This window comes from Paenibacillus sp. FSL H7-0690, from assembly GCF_037980415.1.
Classification (GTDB): domain Bacteria; phylum Bacillota; class Bacilli; order Paenibacillales; family Paenibacillaceae; genus Paenibacillus_AQ; species Paenibacillus_AQ odorifer.
Genome location: NZ_CP150281.1, coordinates 951,567 through 969,389, shown reverse-complemented (window position 1 = coordinate 969,389; position 17,823 = coordinate 951,567). Strand labels below are relative to the sequence as shown.

Sequence of the window (17,823 nt, the reverse complement as noted above, 5' to 3'; positions counted from 1 at the left end):
TAGATTACTTCTGTTGTCCCGTCCCTCTGCTGCTCCTACCCTCTTCTACTTCTACTTCTACTTCTTCTTCTTCTTCTTCTACTTCTACTCTCTTCTGCCTACAGATTCTGTATCCAACCACATTCGTGCAAGCACATTCTGTATTCAACCCCGATCGTGCAAGCGCATTCAATTTTGTCGGCACCCCTCCCGCCTTACTTTGATTAGTCCACCCTAATCTAACCCAGATCTTTCCTTACAAATAGCCGCAAAATTAAAGATATGCTGGATAAATTAAAGATTATCGTGCTATCAGGGCTCGATATCCTGGCAATGAGTGGGTCGTTAAACATATGTTGGTTGAAAATATAAAGAGGATGAAGGAGCGTGGTCTCTTTTGCCTCTTATCTCCGCCACTCCGCCGCATTCACTCATTTCAAAGGCACTTTTGCCTCTCATGTCCGCCACTCCGCCTCATTCACTCCAATCAGAGGCACTTTTGCCTCTCTTTTACGCCACTCCGCCTCATTCACTCCAATCAAAGGCATTTTTGCCTCTCTTTCACGCCCATCCGCCGTATTCACTCCAATCAGAGGCATTTTTGCCTCTCTTTCACGGCCATCCGCCGCATTCGCTCAGATCAGAGGCACTTTTGCCTCTCTTTCACGCCAGTCCGCTGCATTCGCTCATTTCTGAGGCACTTTTGCCTCTCTTTTCCGCCGCACCACCGTATCGCCTCCTCCCTCACACTACCCAGCTACGAAAAAAAGATTGCCTCTCCGTCATCAACGATGACCTTGAGGCAATCTTTTTTCAAACCATCCGATTTAGTTACTTTCCTTGCTTCTCCAGCAGGTTCAGAATGATTGTTACTGCTTCGGCCCGGGACGCTACCTGGTTAGGTGCAAAACGATTTTGTCCTATGCCATTCACAATGCCCGCTTCTGCTGCTGCCGCAATATATGGTACTGCCCATGCGGGTACATCCTTAGCATCATTGAAGGTTAAGGTCGCTTTTGGATCTACTGTAATACCCAGAGCCCTAACAACCATAACTGCTAATTCAGTGCGAGTAAGCTCCTGCGTAGGACGGAAGGTACCATCATCATAGCCGCTGATAATTTGCAAAGCTACTGCCTGAGCTACAAAAGACTTAGCCCATGCCGGAATCTTCGCTGAATCTTTAAAGCTTGAAGTGCTACCACTGTCCGGCAATTGCAGGGCACGAGCCAGCATAGTGATAAATTCAACCCGATTTACTTTCTGATTAGGACGGAAAGTATTATCCGGATAACCGCTAACGAAGCCCCCTGCTACTGCTTTCTCAATAGCCGCTGCTGCCCAATGGCTGCCAGTATCCGTCAATGATGGTTTGACTACTGGTGTTGCAGTTGGTGTAGGCACCGTTGTTGGTGCTGGTGTAGCTGTTGGTGCTACTGTTGGCGTTGGTGTTGCTGTTGGTTTTGTTGTTGTCACTGGTCCTGTTGATGATCCTGTTGTTGGTTCCGTTGTTGGTGCCGTTGTTGGCGCCGTTGTAGGTTCCGTTGTAGGTTCCGTTGTTGGTGCTGTCGTTGGCGCTGTTGTCGGCGTTGTTGTAGGTTCTGGTGTTGGGTTTACTTCAGGATCTGCTTCCTTAATAATACCGAACTCTTCCAGAACATATGGTTTAGCATCATTAATATTCTGATCGATCTCATAAGATACAGCTGTTAATTTGCCAACATCTACAGTAATACCTACAAAGGTCTGAACTTGACCGCGTTTGGGACGCGTAGCATCACTTGGGTCCGGCCCGTATTTAGCAGCTGTATTCTCATTTGCTACTTCAAAGAGATTATAATACGCATCTCCCAATTCTGGTTTCATGTTCTTGTAGTAAACCTTCGCTCCCGCTGTAGCCGGGATCAGATAGATCGTTCCATCTGGATTTACTGTGTACTCTACAGTTTGACCATTGAAGCTTTCCTTGATCTTCACTGTGTCTGCCGCAGTTCCATCAGCTTTAATTGGCTTGGTCCGGGCATAAATATGGTCGTGGCCTTGAAGAACCAAGTCAATGCCCAGTTCAGCCATCATTGGAGCAACCTTCGCTCTTTCTCCATTTGTACCCATAATGTCTTTGTCAGTAGCGTGGTTAGAGGTTGTGTACGGACCTTTATGCATAGCTACGATAATCCATTTCGCTCCAGCAGCTTTCGCTGCTTTTACGTCAGCCTTCATCCAATCCAACTGTGCTTGGCTGAAGTTAGCAAATTCATCGGAATTCTCATTTGTATTCAGGACTACAAAGTGAGCATTGCTGTAATCATAGGAATAATAAGCTCCTGTTTCTGTTGCAGAGCCCGGTGCTTCCTTAATATTGTAGTGCTCATAAAAGGCATTTGCCTTATCCTCATGATTCCCTGCCACTGGCACGATGGTCGTGTTAAGCAGGGTATCTTGCGAATGACCAAGCAACCAATTCCATTGGGATTCATTAGTTCCGGTATCCACGATATCTCCGTTAATCGCCACAAACTCAGCATTCGGGAACGTCGTAAGTGCTTTTGCCATCGTTTCACCGGAAAGAATCGCTTCATCTTCGGTCTTAGCCTGTGTATCAGCCAAATCGATGAAAGTAAATGCTCCTGTCTTAGCGGCAGTTTCAAAAGTTCCCACTGCACTCCACAGACCTAGTGCTTTATCACCTACACGGAAGTAGTATTTTGTATCAGCTTTCAGGCCCGAAGCTTCCGCTTTATGAACTAATTCGTCCTTTGAATTTCTGGAAACCGCCGAACGTCCTGTAAACTCAGAAGCCTTAGCAAAGTCTGGAGTAACGCCCGTATTTTCTACAACCTGCAGATCGTTTCCAGTAGACTTCAACGCTGTGTACCAAGTGAAGCCTTTTGCACTCACTGGGTCGCCATTAAAGGTAACTGTAACTTTTTTAATCGAATCCGTTGAAGCGATAGCAGCTTCTGAATTTGTTCTGTCACTTACAGCTTTGATAACAAATTGATAGGTTTGGTTTGGATTAGTATTTTCTACAGTGTAAGTATAAGAAGCTTTACCTTCTTCATTAGGAACACTGACCGTCCAATTTGCCGATACCAGATCATTTTGCTCATAAATACGATATCCAGACACTGGTGCACCGGAAGCTGGCGCATCCCAAGTCAACGTTATTTTACCACCATCTGCTGCAGTAGCCTTTGCATTTTGCACAGGTTTAACTGCTACTTCCGATTTATGAATGCTGTAGTTATCATACAAGTCTGTAGAACCACCAGTTGTTGTGGTGTAGGCTTCGTAAGAAAGCTCATCATTCGTTACCGTCATCCCCGTGAACATTTCCTTACCAGGCTGTCCGTATTTAGCTGCAAACGGGAATGTTCCTGAAGCTACGTTGTATTTCTTGTTGCCCGCTGCATTTGTAATCAGGTATAAAGTACCCTTAGGATCAGTTACTACTCCGTTTGAGTCCGGAACAATATCCGTCAATGGCTTGTTGTTGTACATCTGATAGCTTCTAGCAAAGGTGTGGTCATGCCCGCCAATTACCATGTCAATGCCAAGCTCGTCAAATACCTTCGTTAATTGCGCTCTGTAAAAAAGTACATCTGTATCATTGGTGTGATTGGCAACGGAATAAGGAGATTTATGCAGAAGCACAACCTTCCATTTCTGATTGCTTTTTGCCGCTTCGCTACGAAGCCACTCCACTTGTTTATTGTAAATTTCGTTATTCTCAAGATTCGAGCTTGCACCATAATATTCTGTATTAATTACCATAAAGTGTGCTGAACCGTAGTCAAAAGAATATACAGAACCATCAGGTTTCGCACCTGTATTCGATACGTTCGGCAAATTAAAATGAGAGCTATAATTGCTATAATTTTTACTTTCATGGTTGCCTACCAAAGGAACCAACGGAATATTCGCTAAAATATCCTTAGGCTTATTGAAAAACCATCCCCATTGCTCCTCAATATCACCGTTATCCACCAAATCACCAGAATTCAGGATAAACTCACTTTCCGGGAATTTAGCTAATCCTTCTTGAAGGGTATGATTCCAGATATCAAAATCTTCTTCAGTTGTTCCTTGGGAATCCGTTGTATATAAGAATTTATAAGCCTGATTACTGGAGCCTTCTGTCTTAAAAGTTCCTACGTCGCTCCAGTTATCAGCTTGTCCATCCCCAGCACGGTAAGCATATTCCGTTCCCGGCTGCAGATGATCCGCTATTACCTTATGGCTGGTTAGCACAACTGGTTTTTTAGCTGATTTATCCGCTTTTGTCATATACACACTAGTTGTAACGGATGTCCCTTCATAAGATTGAGCGCCTGCCGCAGGAAACTGGCCATTCTCCAATTTAGAAGCTTCTACTACTTCCAGTTTGGTGCCAGTCACACTTTCAGGTGCATACCAGTTGAATCCCATACTAGTCTGCGGGTTGCCATTAAAAGTAATTGCGATAGAATCAGGCTTCCCAACTCCAGGTTCTACTGTCTCCACTACAGGATAAGCAATCAGGCTCATATCCCAATAAAGGTCAGAGCTAGTGTCGCCCGTCTGGTGAACTTCAGCTGAAAGCTCATTACTTCCATCCTTCAGATTGGCTTTTACGATTTCCGTTAGGTCAACCTTTGTATACTCATTTGGATCACTGCCATTAGTTGTACTAAGTGTCTGATAGTCGATTTCACCAGCTGGCATAGCCTCGCGGTAGATTTCTGCACCATTCAGATACAGCACTACTCCGTCATCAAATGCAAAATTACCTAATACTTTATCCGATTTCGTAATTTCTTCCTTATTCACAGTTACATTTGTCCGGAAATAGGAAGTACGATATTTCTTCTTTTTATCCGTGCCGTAGCTTATATTTGTATTCAGAGCACCAAATTGCTTGCTGCTGACTCCGGCCCCAGAATCTTTATAACCAAGCGGCGCTTGGCCTGATGCCCATGTAGAATCATCGTAAACAGACCGCCATACCGAACCTTGATCCGTTCCGTTATCTAGATATTTCCATGTAGAATTGCCCGCCAGTAGTGTAATTGGCTCTAGCGTTTGTAATTGCAGTAATCCAGCATCCTCATTGCTGTCTTCTGCAAAAGCTGGCATTCCTGTAAATGTAAGTCCCAGTACCATAACGAAGGCTAGTGTCATGGATACTGCTTGTTTTAATAACCTGTTCATAATCAGTCTCCCTTACTGTTATTATGAAATGCTTGCATCCATTCATAGTAACTACTAAATATTTTCACAATGTACGGATTGATCCACTAGTTTGTAAAAACGGCTTGTGTATTTAATCAGGCAAAAGTGGTTACAGTAACGGCAAGGTTATGATCAAGGAGGACAAACATGGACGATACTCAGGCTTTTGTAGACAAAGTACACGACACCCAGAAGAAAGCAGAAAAGAACAAACAGAATCACGGTAAAGGAACACCAAGCCAAAAGCTGCCTAATAAACAGCACAGTAAATAGAACACGCCTACACGAAAACAAAAAAAGCAGCAAGCCCTCCCGGATCGGAGTGACTTGCTGCTTTACTTTTTGTATATTGAGCTTTGCTTTTAAAGGAGTTATTTACTCCATTTCACCACATTCACGGCTACCTTCTCTATTTGTGCCTTGCTCAAAGCCTTGTCTGGAGAACTAATCGTCACAAAACGATCATCCAGTTTATAGGTCAAAAACAATGAATCGCTGGTAGGGCTGTACCACTTAGCTTCTGTACCATTGGAAAGCTTTACGGTATCGCCTTTGTAATCATAGGAGTAGTCACGTGGAGAAACGTTCACCCTCATATGGTCGAACAAAAAGTACACTCCATCTTCAGAGCTAGCTGCTTTTTGAAAAGCATCTCCACTCACCATTTGTGCTGGTGCATAAACCGTTTTAAACCCATCGAAATTTGCAAAAGCTTTAGAAATTTGTTCTTTTTGAGCGTTGCTGTACTGTACTGGTGTTAATGTATCTTTATCCGGCACCACAGTTCCAGTACCCAGAATGACCTGATTCGCTGCCGCATCAAAAGTCACTGGCACCTTCAACACATCAGCCAAGGCACGTACAGGAAGATAGGTTGTATTGTTATAAGTAATCGGAGCTAATGTGTTACCTTTATTATCAACAGGCGTATAAGCTGCACCATTCACTTTAAATCCAATGCTGTGATTGAGGTATGCGGTGATTTTTTGCAGCTTAGTTCCTGCGTACACACCAGCCGAACCTGTAATTGCCATCCCAAATACCATCGTTGCTATAATGAACTTTTTACTTTTCATATGTTATGCCTCCTTAGAAGATCAATCTCGGTTTTTACTTTAGCTCAAGTTTTAAAGGAATATGTCTCTAAGTTGTATTTAACTTGTACCCAATTTGTAAAGAAACTATTCATCTGGAGCTCTGGTTTGTATAAGAAAAACAGCAACCCGCTTATCCCATAAGGATTTAACGGATTGCTGAGGGCTTTAACCTTGATACGGAGTTGTAACCTTATACACTTCTGAATATAAAATTTCTCTATAAAGTTGGAATTCTTCTTCATCAACAGGGTTAGGGTAAGTCATAATTAAGAGTGGTAAATCTTCATTTCCTTCACGCAAAGGAGGCTGCACATAATCGTAAGGGTTCAAATGAAAGCCCAGCCGCTCATAAAAGCCGATTCTCCGCTGCTCCATTTCACCCAGTGGCCGCTCAACTTCCAAAAGGACAGGCTTGTTAGATAGACTGATGTATTCAGTCATCAGCTTTTTGCCAATTCCTCCACCTCTGATGCTCGGGTCGACTGCTATATGTTCTACAAAACGAAAGCCGGGAAACTCCCAGCAGGCCATAAAAGCAACAATTTTACCCTCAGAATTCATCTCGGTAATGAGACGATAATCTGGAACGTCCAATAACTCCTGTTGTCCCTCAAAGGTTCTGATCTCAGAAGTAGGAAATGAGGCTTCCATAATAGCGAATATTTCATCAAAAGTTGTGTGATTCATAACATAAGTTCTCACTTTCTGGATTTGTGGTCTATTATAAGTTTACCTTACACATATTATCTTAACCCGAAATTCATTAAGAACTCAAGGTACTAGTACCTGGTACTAGGATAACGTGATATACTAAATAGAACAGTTATACACATCTTGTTTGATATAGGAGAGGTTCATATTGGATAATCAGCAATGGATCGCACCTGAGTTCTACAATCTCACTTCGGAAATGGAAAGCCATGCTCCTGAGAAGATTGCGCTTAAGTGGTTAAATGAGCAAGGAGATTATGAGGAAATTACTTACGGTGAATTACGCAAACAAGCTAACCGGCTGGCCGGAGGACTTGCGAAGCTTGGGCTGCAACAAGGGGATCGTGTTCTTGTTATGGTTCCACGCCGCATCATCGCTTATGTCATCTATTTAGCTTGTCTGAAACAAGGACTTGCCATCATTCCATCCTCAGAAATGCTGCGTGCCAAAGATTTATCCTACCGCCTGCGCCATTCTGAAGCCAGAGCCGTTATTGCTTGGTCCGAAGTAACCGGGGAAGTGAATAAAATCTCAGAGGATCTTCCTGCTCTCGATTACCGTCTTTCCGTATCTGGCAGCTCAGACGAACTCGGTGAAGGCTGGCTGGATCTAGAAAGTCTGATGGTTGGACAACCAGAGACCTTCACAGCAGTCGCAAGCCGCCGGGATGATATGGCTATTCTCGCCTACACCTCAGGTACCACTGGCAACCCTAAAGCGGTCGTTCATAGTCACGGCTGGGGTTATGCTCACTTGCGGATCACCTCACCTCAATGGCTGGATATTCAAGGATCTGACACCGTCTGGGCAACAGCAGCTCCCGGCTGGCAAAAGTGGATCTGGAGTCCCTTCTTAACCGTTCTTGGCAACGGAGCTACAGGTTTTGTATATAGTGGATCCTTTCATCCCAAAAAATATTTGCAGCTATTGCAGGATCACAAAATTCAAGTATTATGCTGCACCCCAACGGAATATCGTCTAATGGCTAAAACAGAAGACTTAGGTCGTTACGACTTGTCTACCCTGCGCTGTGCAGTATCTGCCGGAGAGCCATTAAATCAAGAGGTCATTAACACCTTTCAGCGTGAGTTCGATATCACAATCCGTGATGGTTACGGCCAGACGGAAAGCACCCTAATTATCGGAACACTCAAAGATACTCCAATACGCATTGGTTCTATGGGTAAATCAATCGCTCCCGGCTTAGTCGAGGTTGTGGACGAAGAGGGTAAGCCACTGCCTGCTGGAGTGGTTGGTGATATTGCCGTACATTTGAGTATGCCAGCCCTGTTCCACACTTATTACAAAGATCCCGGTAGAAAAGAAAGCTCCACACACGGCGAATTCTTCATAACCGGCGACCGGGCAAAGAAGGATGAAGATGGTTATTTCTGGTTCGAGGGTCGTGGGGATGACATCATCATTAGCTCAGGTTATACTATCGGTCCTTTCGAGGTAGAAGAAGCATTGATGAAGCATGCCTGCGTTAAGGAATGTGCGGTCGTTGCCAGTCCAGATGAAATCCGTGGGCACATTGTTAAAGCATTTATCGTGCTTAAGGATGAGATTGTTGGTTCACCAGAGCTTGTAAAAGAGCTGCAATCCCATGTTAAAGAGTGGACAGCCCCTTATAAATATCCGCGCAAAATCGAGTTTATTCAGGATCTTCCGAAGACGACCTCCGGTAAAATACGGCGAGTAGAGCTTCGTGAGCAGGAGAACCAAGCTGCGCAGGAATAAACATAGCCATATAAAATTCACCTTATTAAAAAATAAACAAGAGCAGCAATCCATAATGGACTGCTGCTCTTGTTTATTTGGCATCAGGCCGTTACTCGGACCAATATTTCGCATCCGGGTTCAGCGCCGCACCAACTTCGCCTTCTAATACTAAATCGCAATCGAGGTAGCCCTCTTCATCCAGGAAATAAACCTCCTGCTTGTAGAACTCGCATAAGGTCTCCAGGAATTTATCAGGCGAATCATACATCACAATTAAATCGCCGAAATCATGGAGCAGGTCACATACCTGTTCCACACCCTCAGCAGACTTATAATAACAAATGAAATCACTGCCATAGTTCGTTAAGATAGGCAAGATAACTCCATCAGGATGTTGACCTTTTTCCTCCAATATCCCAGCTAATACCTTCATCTCCTCTTCATATTCATCCATATGAATCAGGCGGTACCCTGGAATAAATTCGATAAGGCTTGGTTCCTCTTCCTCACTGCTTGTCCCTGAGACAGTGCTATAAATAGCTTTCAACAGTTCAGGAGTCTCCGGCAAAACAGCCGTAATCTTTGCTTCGTTACCACCCTTGCCCAAGCTGGCAATATAATCAGGGCGTAATTCTGCGGACAGCTTAAGGTATTCTTGAAATTGTTCTGTCAATTTATTGGTGTGCATATTGTCATCCTTTACTTATTTGCGGAAGTCCACATCTTCATCAGCCACGTATCGAAGTCAGCGCCTTTTTCACCTTCATAAACGTCGTACACGTCAACTCTCATCTTCTTCAGCTTCTCTTTGAAGTCCTCGTAAGAATGATCTCTTGGCAAGCTCTTTTTAATTCTCAGCAGGATCTTGGATACGCCTTTAACTAGTTCAGGCTTGTTCTTCGATGGCACCTTAACGTCTTCACCAAAAGCCTTCAGCTTAAGGTAAGCAGCTTCTTGAACTGTATATACAGGATCGCTCTCCATTAAACGCGTCAGGATATCGATAATTTGTTTGTGGTTGGTCTGTCCCAGCTCTTCAACTGCTTCTAGACGCGCTCTCCAATCCGCAGAGCGGTTGGCAGCTTTCTTTAATTCCTCATAATTCTCCGGTAGTTCATTGTTCAGTTCTTCGATCATTCCGTTCAATCCCCTTCTATTAAAAACTATCTATCTTACAGTAACAGTATAACCAACCATTGCGCAAGCTAAGAGAGGAAGATCTTTGCATGAATTCATGTGAATATCATATTTCCGCAAAAATATGGGTAAAGTATCCGGAGTAAGTCCCCAGCGCAACATTCTATCGACTATATACGTTAGTAACTAGAGAAATTCAGACAATACATCAAGGAGAGTGACCTAAGTTGAAAAAGCATACCTTCATGCTAGCGTTAACCATTGTACTAAGTGTGGTGCTTGGCGCCTGTTCCAGCAACAACAGTAACAATGGAGCTGCCATTGAAACGAATCTAACTGCAAAAGAAATGGTCGATCAAATGCTGAGCAAAGTAGAGCAGCCATCATTAATGGAGCTTGATGCGGCTACAGTCGAACAGCTATATCATCTCAACCCAGAATTGCTTGAAGATTATAGCATTAGAATGCCTATGATGAATGTGAAAACTAACGAAATCGCCGTTCTGAAAGTTAAAGATGTAAAAGATATGACTACTGTTGAGGATGCCATCAAAGCGCGTGCAACAGATGTTCAAAAACAATTCGAAACCTATCTGCCTGATCAATACGAAAATGCCAAGAACTATAAACTTATTAAAAAGGGTAACTATTTCCTGTTCGTTATTGCTGATCCTGCGGATCAAGATAAACTCGTAGCAGACTTCGATACTTACTTCACAGAAAAATAAATAACCATGGTATTCAGCAGCCTACTTTTCCTTTTCCTATTCCTGCCGGCTGTCCTAGCGCTCTATTATGTTTCGCCCTGGCGAATCAAAAACCTCATATTGTTTTTAAGCAGCCTGGTTTTTTATGCTTGGGGCGAACCTGTCTACATTGTAATCATGTTGCTGTCCACCATTACAGATTACAGCTTTGGTCTACTGCTCAGCAGACCAAAGCTGACTGCGGTGCAGCGCAAGTGGATTGTGGTTAGTTCCGTCATTATTAATCTAGGCTTATTGTCGTATTTTAAATACGCAGATTTTCTCATCCAAAATATAAATGGACTCCTCGGTACACATATTCCTTTAACGGATTTACCTTTACCTATTGGGATTTCATTTTATACTTTTCAATCCATGTCCTACATTATTGACGTCTATAGAGGAACTACGAAAGCACAACGCAATTGGATTGATTTCGGTACATTTGTAGCCCTGTTTCCACAGTTAGTAGCAGGTCCGATTGTTCAATATAACACCATTGCCGGGCAACTACGTGAACGTTCGGTCGATATCCCCATGTTCGCAGAAGGTGTACGGAGATTCATAATCGGATTAGCCAAAAAAGTACTGCTCGCCAACAACATCGGTATGCTCTGGCACACCATATCCAGCTCCAATCTAGATTCCCTGCCTGCTTTTACCGCTTGGCTTGGGATTATTGCGTTTGCTTTTCAGATCTATTTTGACTTCAGCGGGTATTCGGATATGGCTATTGGTCTCGGTCTCATGTTCGGCTTCCGCTTTAACGAGAACTTCAACAAACCTTATATCTCTCAGAGTATTACTGACTTTTGGCGGAGATGGCATATTTCCCTTAGCAGTTGGTTTCGTGACTATGTCTACATCCCGCTTGGAGGCAACCGCCGGGGGTTAAGCGTTCAAGTGCGCAACATTCTCATCGTGTGGCTGCTCACGGGAATCTGGCACGGGGCAAGCTGGAATTTTCTGCTCTGGGGATTATACTTCGGGGTCATTCTTATCTTTGAAAAATGGTGGGGATTAAAGCTATTAAGCCGCCTCCCCCGTTGGACAAGACATTTATATGCTGTAGTACTTATACTCATCGGATGGGTCTTATTCGCTTTTGAAGAACTTCCTCTGGTCATTGGCTACTTACAAGCGATGCTTGGCTTTAATGGACAGCCGTTATGGAATAACACCACTTTATACTTCACTTACACGAACGCGATTCTACTCGTGGTGTTAACCTTTGCCTCTACACCTGTGAAGCTCTCCAAGCGGATGAATTCTAGATCGGTTCCTGCTCTTGTTTGGTATGGCGTGTTATTTTTCCTATCTGTTGCCTACTTAGTAGATGCAACCTTTAATCCATTTTTATATTTCCGGTTCTAACCATTAGGGGGTGATTGTTTATGAAGCAGAAGACGGATCGAATCCTGGCTGGGGGATTTGTTGCAACGTTATTTCTGGTCGCTATCCTCTTTTTCTTACTGCCTGTTCAGCGTTTCTCTGAGCTTGAGAACCGGTATTTGCAAAAGGCCCCACATCTGACATGGGACAATTTATTATCCCACACCTATGCGGAAGAGGCCGAAAGCTTTGTAACTGATCATTTTCCATTTCGGGCCAAATGGGTATGGGTGAAATCGGCGGTGGAACAGATGAGGCTGCAGCAAGAGAATAACGGAATCTATAAAGGAAAAGACGGCTATCTTTTCGAAAAATTCGCAGCACCTGATTACACTAAAGTTCAGCAATATGCAGCAGCTGTGAAACGCTTTGCCGATAACAATCCCGATGCAAACACCACTTTCTTATTGGCACCTACATCGGTTGGCTTGTACAAGGAACGTCTACCCTGGTTAGCTCCTGTCTACTCGCAAGCTGAGGTGAATCAAACAATAGCTAAGGATGTAGGAGATAGCCTTACTTTTATAAATGGATTTGATGTTCTTAGCCCACATGCCGCAGAGCCCATTTACTATCGGACCGACCATCACTGGACAACCTACGGTGCCTACTTAGCTTATGTAGCCTATGCTCAAAGCATGGGCTGGCAGCCTCTGTCCCAGAGCGAATACCAGATTCAGACTGTGAGTAATTCATTTCTCGGAAGCTATCATACCCGGGGGCAATTTATCGGGGTCACACCTGATTCCATTCAAATGTACAAACCTAATCATGAGGTATCCACCCAAATGTACATTCAAGATACCGGTGAGACTTTAAAAAGTATGTATGACCTAAGTTATCTGGTGAAAAAGGATAAGTACTCTTATTTCCTAGGGGGCGTACATGCGCTCATGAAAATCACCAGCCAGCTTGATCCAACAACGGTCAAACAGAAAAAGCTGCTCGTCATCAAGGACTCTTATGCACATAGCGTTATTCCTTTCCTAACTCAGCATGTGCCTGAAATCCATGTGATCGATATCCGTTATTATAATGGAAACATCAGTGATTATATGGCTCAAAATGATATCAAGGATGTCTTGCTGCTTTTTAATACGGCTACTTTTATTGATAATGCGGCGCTATTGAAGTTAAATTAATGATATTGCGATGGATGCGGTGAAAAGATCTTTAATAGGTGTTGTGCGTAACTGCGGGAATGTTGGACTTTCGGTCGCTGTTGTCTCCAGATGTTTTTGATTTTACCGCTATCAGCGGATAACCTCCGGAGACAGCTTATGCTTCCGATGCGAGCTTTCCTTCGGAAAGCTTTCAGGCGAACGCTAACGCTCCTAAAGTTCCAAAATTCCCTCCGTTACTTCAAACCAAATACTAAAACTAATATATGAGTCCTCTAATTTGGACTCGTATTTCAGATCATTTTTGCCAAGAATCTCCGCGACGATGGACAGACCAAGTCCAGTACCGGAGATTTCTTTATTTCGAGACTCTTCAATTACATAGAATGGGTCCCAGATATACGCTAAATGCTCCGTTTTCAGGCGAGTGGTTTTATTGGAGATCGTAAATTTTAATGTACGAGTAGTGTCACTCCCTAGTTTTATTTCAAAAAAATCCTCTTCACCATATTTAATGGCATTACTAATTAAGTTGTTGAATACTATCTCGATTTGGCTGATATCTTCTTCAACGATTGAGGATTCAAGCGAATGAAAGTCGCTCATTAAGGTTATGTTTTTATTTTTTAACGTAATATTATATTGTGAGATCACTTTTAGCAGAAGCTCTTTAAGATCAAAAGGCTCTTTATGCACTTCTGACTTCTGGATCTTGGACAATTTAATTAAATAATCCACCATATCCGACGTATACTTCACTTGCTCCAAAATGATATCCGTATACGTGCCATCATCCAGACCGTCCTGAATGCCAATCGTATAGGCTTGGATTAAGGATAATGGTGTTTTCACTTCATGCGAAATGCTTGAGATAAGGGTATTTAAACTTTGATTTTTCTCCTCTAATTTGGCATGGGTGCTCTTTAGACGCTGACTCATCTGATTGATGCTTTTCGAGAGCTCTTCGATTTCATCCCCGGTTTGAATCGTCACTTGTTTAAAATCGAGATTGGATATATCCTTCGCGACATCCTGTAATTGCTCTAACGGCGTAATGATCTTTTTTGAAAAATAAGCCACTAACAGCAAACTGATAATAATCCCCAGTAGAATGGAGTAAAAGCTGAATTGATTTACGAGGGTCAAGGCATCTGTATTGTGCACAACCACAGTTCCTATGAGGATTAGACTGCTATCCTGCTCGTATATTTTCGTTAACAGACTCGATTTCAATTTGCCCTGATTAAATAAAAGATTAACCGTGTTGCCTTGTTTTACTTTTTGTAATACCTCATCTGTGATCCAAAATTTATTAAGTGCCACCTTATCTTTAAACAACGTAAATTGAATATTTTCGTTAATTTCTGCTGTACTTCCACTGTTTTCAACCCTAACAATCGTTACGTTATTATTGTTCTCGATCCTGCTTTCATTTTCCATGAGTTGATCCAAACGGAGATCCTTTACTTCGTCATAAATGGTGTTGATCTTGGTTTTCATTTTGTATAGGTAATAATCTGCTGAGAAATAGTTGTGCAGGAAATAAGACGTACCAAAAACAATCAGCAAAATAATGCTCACCATGATCAATAACTTCGTACTTATTTTATGAATTTTTATCATGGAAGCTGTACCCCATTCCCCTATGCGTGATCACGTGGTCAGCCCCAATTTTATCGCGCAGCCTCTTAATATGCGTATCTACCGTTCTTTCTTCGCCCAGATAATCCATTCCCCAAACCGCAGACAATAAGGCATCTCTGGATAAAATACGTCCTTTATGCTCATACAGGAAGGTTAGCAATTCAAATTCTTTTTTATATAACGCCAGTTCGACCCCATTCTTGTACACTTTCTTCCGCTCAAAATCGATTTCTAAATCCCTAATCGCAGCCACTTTTTCAGTGCCTAGCATTTTTTTAATTCTAAGCATCAAAATCCTTGGGTCGAATGGTTTTCTTATATATTCATCTGCCCCTATATCCAAGGCACTGAACTCATCATCATGGGAAGACCTTGCGGTCAGCATTACAACTTTAGCCAAACTAACCTTCTTGATTTCATTACAAACCTCAAGCCCGCTTCGCTTAGGCATCATCCAATCCAGCACCACCAGATCGATCCTATTCGAAAAAAAGAGCTCAAGCGCCTCTTCACCATCCGCTGCTGTCCAAACGTTATAGCCTTCTTTTTCAAAATAAGTCTTCAATATAGTGGTCATATGTTTCTCATCATCCGCAATTAAAATATTCAAAGTAGATTCTCCTTCCTATAATTATCAGAAGAAAAAGGCGAAATCCTTTACAGGTTTCACCTTTTCATATATTTTCATGCTACGTTATTGCAACTTCTCTACACCTAATCCCTTCGTCAGTACGTTCCATATCGGGTTATCGACCGTCTTTCGATCAGGCTGTTCACCCTTCTCTATCGCTTCCCAATACTCCCAGGTTGGTGGCTCAGTGCCAAGTTCATAATCCATGCCATCCCAAGTATCCTCCCGGAACGCATAAAACGCCCAGTGCCAGCCGTAATCAGCAAAAATCGAGATTAAATCAGCCAAGTATTGATCTGCACCTTTTACAAGCCGGTTCGTGCCAAATTCTTCAGCGACAATACGATTAGCAGGGATGTTATTTTTTTCTGCCCACTGTGCGATAGGTTCTAGAAAATCCTTTAAGGCTTTCTTATTGAATGCTTTTTCCGTCTTCTCCTCACCTACTTTAACTGTTCCAGGATATTCATAGGTTAAGCCTTTTTTCTTATTTTGGCTGGTGAGTTCGTAGGGTTCGTACATATGAAAAGCATATAATACATTCGCATCATCGATGGGTTTCAAATATTTAAAGGCCCATGGTGTAGCATACAGACCAGAATTGACGATAATAGGGGTTTCCGTATCTACGGTTCGAATCGCTGTCACAATAGTCTCATATAAAAGATTCAAATCCGCCGGAGTATTCTCCACTGAGCTATACCATTCGTTGTAATCCTCTGTCCAGAAATCATTAAATCCAGTAGCTTGTTCAGGATGTGGCTCATTAATCAGATTATAGCCGACCACCGCAGGATGATCCTTTAATCTTTCCGCAAGATCCTTCCAAAACGTTGCCGCTTGTTCATGATAACTGAAATCCTTCCAGATTCGATCATCATTTGTATAATCATTAAACTGTCGCCACCGATCTCCAGGCAGACTAAGGACTGTCAGCACTACTTTTGAACCCCGCGCCTCGGCTGCATCCAAGTCTGCTTTTAACGCTGTAAAATCATCCTCAACAAGCCCCTCGTATTTATCTGCATTCCCTATTAAAAAGTCTTTATCTGGAGTAGCATCCGGTTGATCGTTAAACAGGAAATCACTATCTTTTGCCCATTTATCTGGCGCAAGTCGAATGAACTCTATATTATTTTCTTTCGCTGCATCATAATTTTCGGGTATAGATTTGGAATTCATGAAATTTGTTCCTTTACGCTGTTGATCCCAGAAAGCGATCTTCTCATTGACCTCTTTCTTTACCTCCTTCTCCGGTTCAAGATTTGCTTGTGGTGTTGCTGCACTGCATCCTACGACTGCCAACAAAATCAATACGATAAATCCTTTAAACTTCTTCATTCTCTCACCTCGTAACCTATCGTAGCCAATCTCTGTTACAAGAGTGTCACAAGACATACCTAAAAAGACTGCCCTAAGGATGTCGGCAGACATTCTAGGACAGCCCGATCATATTCATAGAATATAAAATAAATGCTTACTGATTAATACTTCGACGGGAATGTGACTCCGCATAGGCATCATGACGAAAGTTCAGAATAGGATCTTCAGAGCATTCAATGCCGGCAGGTACAACTGTCGGATCAAAGACGTACTCTTGAGACTTCTCGTCTGCCACGCCGGTGATCGACAAATGGCCGACAACAATCCGTTCCCGGTCTTCAGGCCAAGCAGACGCCGGGTCATCCGTAGGATCTCCCTCCTGCCCGAGGATTACTGTCAATTGAAACGCCACAGGACCTTTGGACAGTCTCTCGATTAGTTCATCCTCCAAATAATCGGGAGATCGATTCTCCACCTCTTCCTGGGCCAGAAAGTGCAGACCCGCTTCCGGTTCCCACTCATATTTAATAGCCCGCCGCTCGCCAGCAGCATTGGTGAAGTAATAGGCATGAATGGAATGATAAAGGTTGGTTGCAAAACTGAGTGGCGGTTGCAGCATTTTCACGGCTTGAAGCCCAGCCCGGCTTTCCGAATACTTCTCCATAACGGCTTTGAATTTGTCTGCAATGGTCGCTCCCTCAAACGAATTTTCTTTAATTGTACGTAAGATATTAATAAAGGATTGCGGTGTTTTGGCAAAAAAGATCGGCAATGTAATTGTCACCAAACTTGTCACGCCCCCATCAGGCAATACAAACTGAACCGCCATTCCTTTTGCAGGCGAAAAAACATCAGGGATGGACGGATTAGTCGAGCTATTGGAGAAGCGTACGAGAGCTTGCATCTCTTGATTTTGCAAATGTGCAGCTGTTGTTAAAGGACCCGCTTGGCCGTTAGGGGTGAACACCGCCTGGTAGACAACACCTTTGGCGTGCGCGCGTCGATAACCCGGATATTTGCCTGCTACCTCCTCAATGGAGTTTACCGCTTCTTCTGCGAGTTCAGACGACACTGATTTATTATTGTTCATTTTCGTTCACCTCTTTGT

The 17,823-nt window shown here is 43.1% G+C and carries 16 protein-coding genes; 5 read left to right on the top strand and 11 right to left on the bottom strand.

The genetic code is table 11. The annotated features are described in order from the left end of the window. Positions 1-4: 4 nt before the first annotated feature. The 3 genes from MHI32_RS04320 to MHI32_RS04310 form a co-directional block, all read right to left on the bottom strand. Positions 5-184: a hypothetical protein gene (locus MHI32_RS04320; RefSeq protein WP_139329905.1), complete on the bottom strand. Its 180-nt coding sequence runs from the start codon at positions 182-184 to the stop codon at positions 5-7. Positions 185-434: 250 nt separating this feature from the next. Continuing rightward, positions 435-578, bottom strand: coding sequence for a hypothetical protein (locus MHI32_RS04315; protein ID WP_175617344.1), 144 nt, complete (start codon positions 576-578; stop codon positions 435-437). Between the two features lie 232 nt (positions 579-810). Beyond that, positions 811-5,169: an S-layer homology domain-containing protein gene (locus tag MHI32_RS04310; protein WP_340011951.1), complete on the bottom strand. Its 4,359-nt coding sequence runs from the start codon at positions 5,167-5,169 to the stop codon at positions 811-813. Positions 5,170-5,337: 168 nt separating this feature from the next. Here MHI32_RS04310 and MHI32_RS04305 point away from each other — a divergent pair, with 168 nt between their 5' ends. Continuing rightward, the gene (locus MHI32_RS04305; RefSeq protein WP_051491363.1) at positions 5,338-5,463 is read left to right on the top strand and encodes a DUF4023 domain-containing protein; all 126 of its coding nucleotides are present in this window, start codon (positions 5,338-5,340) and stop codon (positions 5,461-5,463) included. 98 nt (positions 5,464-5,561) lie between these two features. Here MHI32_RS04305 and MHI32_RS04300 read toward each other — a convergent pair whose 3' ends face one another. Both MHI32_RS04300 and MHI32_RS04295 read right to left on the bottom strand, forming a co-directional pair. Further along, positions 5,562-6,266: a hypothetical protein gene (locus MHI32_RS04300; RefSeq protein ID WP_340011950.1), complete on the bottom strand. Its 705-nt coding sequence runs from the start codon at positions 6,264-6,266 to the stop codon at positions 5,562-5,564. Positions 6,267-6,452: 186 nt separating this feature from the next. Further along, the gene (locus MHI32_RS04295) at positions 6,453-6,974 is read right to left on the bottom strand and encodes a GNAT family N-acetyltransferase (protein WP_036684918.1); all 522 of its coding nucleotides are present in this window, start codon (positions 6,972-6,974) and stop codon (positions 6,453-6,455) included. A gap of 169 nt (positions 6,975-7,143) precedes the next feature. Here MHI32_RS04295 and MHI32_RS04290 point away from each other — a divergent pair, with 169 nt between their 5' ends. Further along, positions 7,144-8,739 (top strand): AMP-binding protein, encoded by a 1,596-nt coding sequence (locus tag MHI32_RS04290; protein ID WP_076306722.1) that lies wholly within the window; start codon positions 7,144-7,146, stop codon positions 8,737-8,739. A gap of 91 nt (positions 8,740-8,830) precedes the next feature. On the opposite strand, the gene MHI32_RS04285 is transcribed toward MHI32_RS04290, so the two are convergent. Both MHI32_RS04285 and MHI32_RS04280 read right to left on the bottom strand, forming a co-directional pair. Beyond that, positions 8,831-9,409: an SMI1/KNR4 family protein gene (locus tag MHI32_RS04285; protein WP_076190140.1), complete on the bottom strand. Its 579-nt coding sequence runs from the start codon at positions 9,407-9,409 to the stop codon at positions 8,831-8,833. 11 nt (positions 9,410-9,420) lie between these two features. Continuing rightward, positions 9,421-9,858, bottom strand: coding sequence for a HEAT repeat domain-containing protein (locus MHI32_RS04280; protein ID WP_076306721.1), 438 nt, complete (start codon positions 9,856-9,858; stop codon positions 9,421-9,423). A 227-nt stretch (positions 9,859-10,085) separates the two neighbouring features. On the opposite strand from MHI32_RS04280, the gene MHI32_RS04275 reads away from it, so the two are divergent. The 3 genes from MHI32_RS04275 to MHI32_RS04265 are packed head-to-tail and all read left to right on the top strand — an operon-like array spanning position 10,086 to position 13,138. Continuing rightward, positions 10,086-10,586 carry a DUF4358 domain-containing protein gene (locus MHI32_RS04275; protein WP_036684911.1) on the top strand — a complete coding sequence of 167 codons (501 nt, stop codon included), beginning with the start codon at positions 10,086-10,088 and terminating at the stop codon, positions 10,584-10,586. Positions 10,587-10,592: 6 nt separating this feature from the next. Next, positions 10,593-11,978, top strand: coding sequence for an MBOAT family O-acyltransferase (locus MHI32_RS04270; protein ID WP_340011949.1), 1,386 nt, complete (start codon positions 10,593-10,595; stop codon positions 11,976-11,978). 20 nt (positions 11,979-11,998) lie between these two features. Continuing rightward, positions 11,999-13,138 carry a DHHW family protein gene (locus MHI32_RS04265; RefSeq protein WP_076190138.1) on the top strand — a complete coding sequence of 380 codons (1,140 nt, stop codon included), beginning with the start codon at positions 11,999-12,001 and terminating at the stop codon, positions 13,136-13,138. Between the two features lie 192 nt (positions 13,139-13,330). On the opposite strand, the gene MHI32_RS04260 is transcribed toward MHI32_RS04265, so the two are convergent. From MHI32_RS04260 to MHI32_RS04245, 4 genes are all read right to left on the bottom strand, one after another. Then, positions 13,331-14,740, bottom strand: coding sequence for a HAMP domain-containing sensor histidine kinase (locus tag MHI32_RS04260; RefSeq protein WP_340011948.1), 1,410 nt, complete (start codon positions 14,738-14,740; stop codon positions 13,331-13,333). Next, a complete protein-coding gene (locus MHI32_RS04255) occupies positions 14,724-15,371 on the bottom strand; it encodes a response regulator transcription factor (RefSeq protein WP_340011947.1) in 648 nt (215 codons plus the stop codon). Before MHI32_RS04255 ends, MHI32_RS04260 begins: the two co-directional genes overlap by 17 nt. An 84-nt stretch (positions 15,372-15,455) precedes the next feature. Then, positions 15,456-16,733 (bottom strand): cellulase family glycosylhydrolase, encoded by a 1,278-nt coding sequence (locus MHI32_RS04250; RefSeq protein ID WP_340011946.1) that lies wholly within the window; start codon positions 16,731-16,733, stop codon positions 15,456-15,458. A 136-nt stretch (positions 16,734-16,869) separates the two neighbouring features. Beyond that, on the bottom strand, positions 16,870-17,805 hold the full coding sequence (locus tag MHI32_RS04245; protein ID WP_340011945.1) for a catalase family peroxidase: 936 nt from the start codon (positions 17,803-17,805) through the stop codon (positions 16,870-16,872). Positions 17,806-17,823: the final 18 nt, after the last annotated feature.

What these genes read in the sequence shown, in the direction of transcription:
- MHI32_RS04285 (WP_076190140.1), bottom strand. Translation starts at nt 9,409, where the DNA reads ATGCACACCAATAAATTGACAGAACAATTTCAAGAATACCTTAAGCTG.
- MHI32_RS04265 (WP_076190138.1), top strand. Translation starts at nt 11,999, where the DNA reads ATGAAGCAGAAGACGGATCGAATCCTGGCTGGGGGATTTGTTGCAACG.
- MHI32_RS04310 (WP_340011951.1), bottom strand. Translation starts at nt 5,169, where the DNA reads ATGAACAGGTTATTAAAACAAGCAGTATCCATGACACTAGCCTTCGTT.
- MHI32_RS04305 (WP_051491363.1), top strand. Translation starts at nt 5,338, where the DNA reads ATGGACGATACTCAGGCTTTTGTAGACAAAGTACACGACACCCAGAAG.
- MHI32_RS04280 (WP_076306721.1), bottom strand. Translation starts at nt 9,858, where the DNA reads ATGATCGAAGAACTGAACAATGAACTACCGGAGAATTATGAGGAATTA.
- MHI32_RS04295 (WP_036684918.1), bottom strand. Translation starts at nt 6,974, where the DNA reads ATGAATCACACAACTTTTGATGAAATATTCGCTATTATGGAAGCCTCA.
- MHI32_RS04315 (WP_175617344.1), bottom strand. Translation starts at nt 578, where the DNA reads ATGCCTCTGATTGGAGTGAATACGGCGGATGGGCGTGAAAGAGAGGCA.
- MHI32_RS04260 (WP_340011948.1), bottom strand. Translation starts at nt 14,740, where the DNA reads ATGATAAAAATTCATAAAATAAGTACGAAGTTATTGATCATGGTGAGC.
- MHI32_RS04270 (WP_340011949.1), top strand. Translation starts at nt 10,593, where the DNA reads ATGGTATTCAGCAGCCTACTTTTCCTTTTCCTATTCCTGCCGGCTGTC.
- MHI32_RS04300 (WP_340011950.1), bottom strand. Translation starts at nt 6,266, where the DNA reads ATGAAAAGTAAAAAGTTCATTATAGCAACGATGGTATTTGGGATGGCA.
- MHI32_RS04250 (WP_340011946.1), bottom strand. Translation starts at nt 16,733, where the DNA reads ATGAAGAAGTTTAAAGGATTTATCGTATTGATTTTGTTGGCAGTCGTA.
- MHI32_RS04245 (WP_340011945.1), bottom strand. Translation starts at nt 17,805, where the DNA reads ATGAACAATAATAAATCAGTGTCGTCTGAACTCGCAGAAGAAGCGGTA.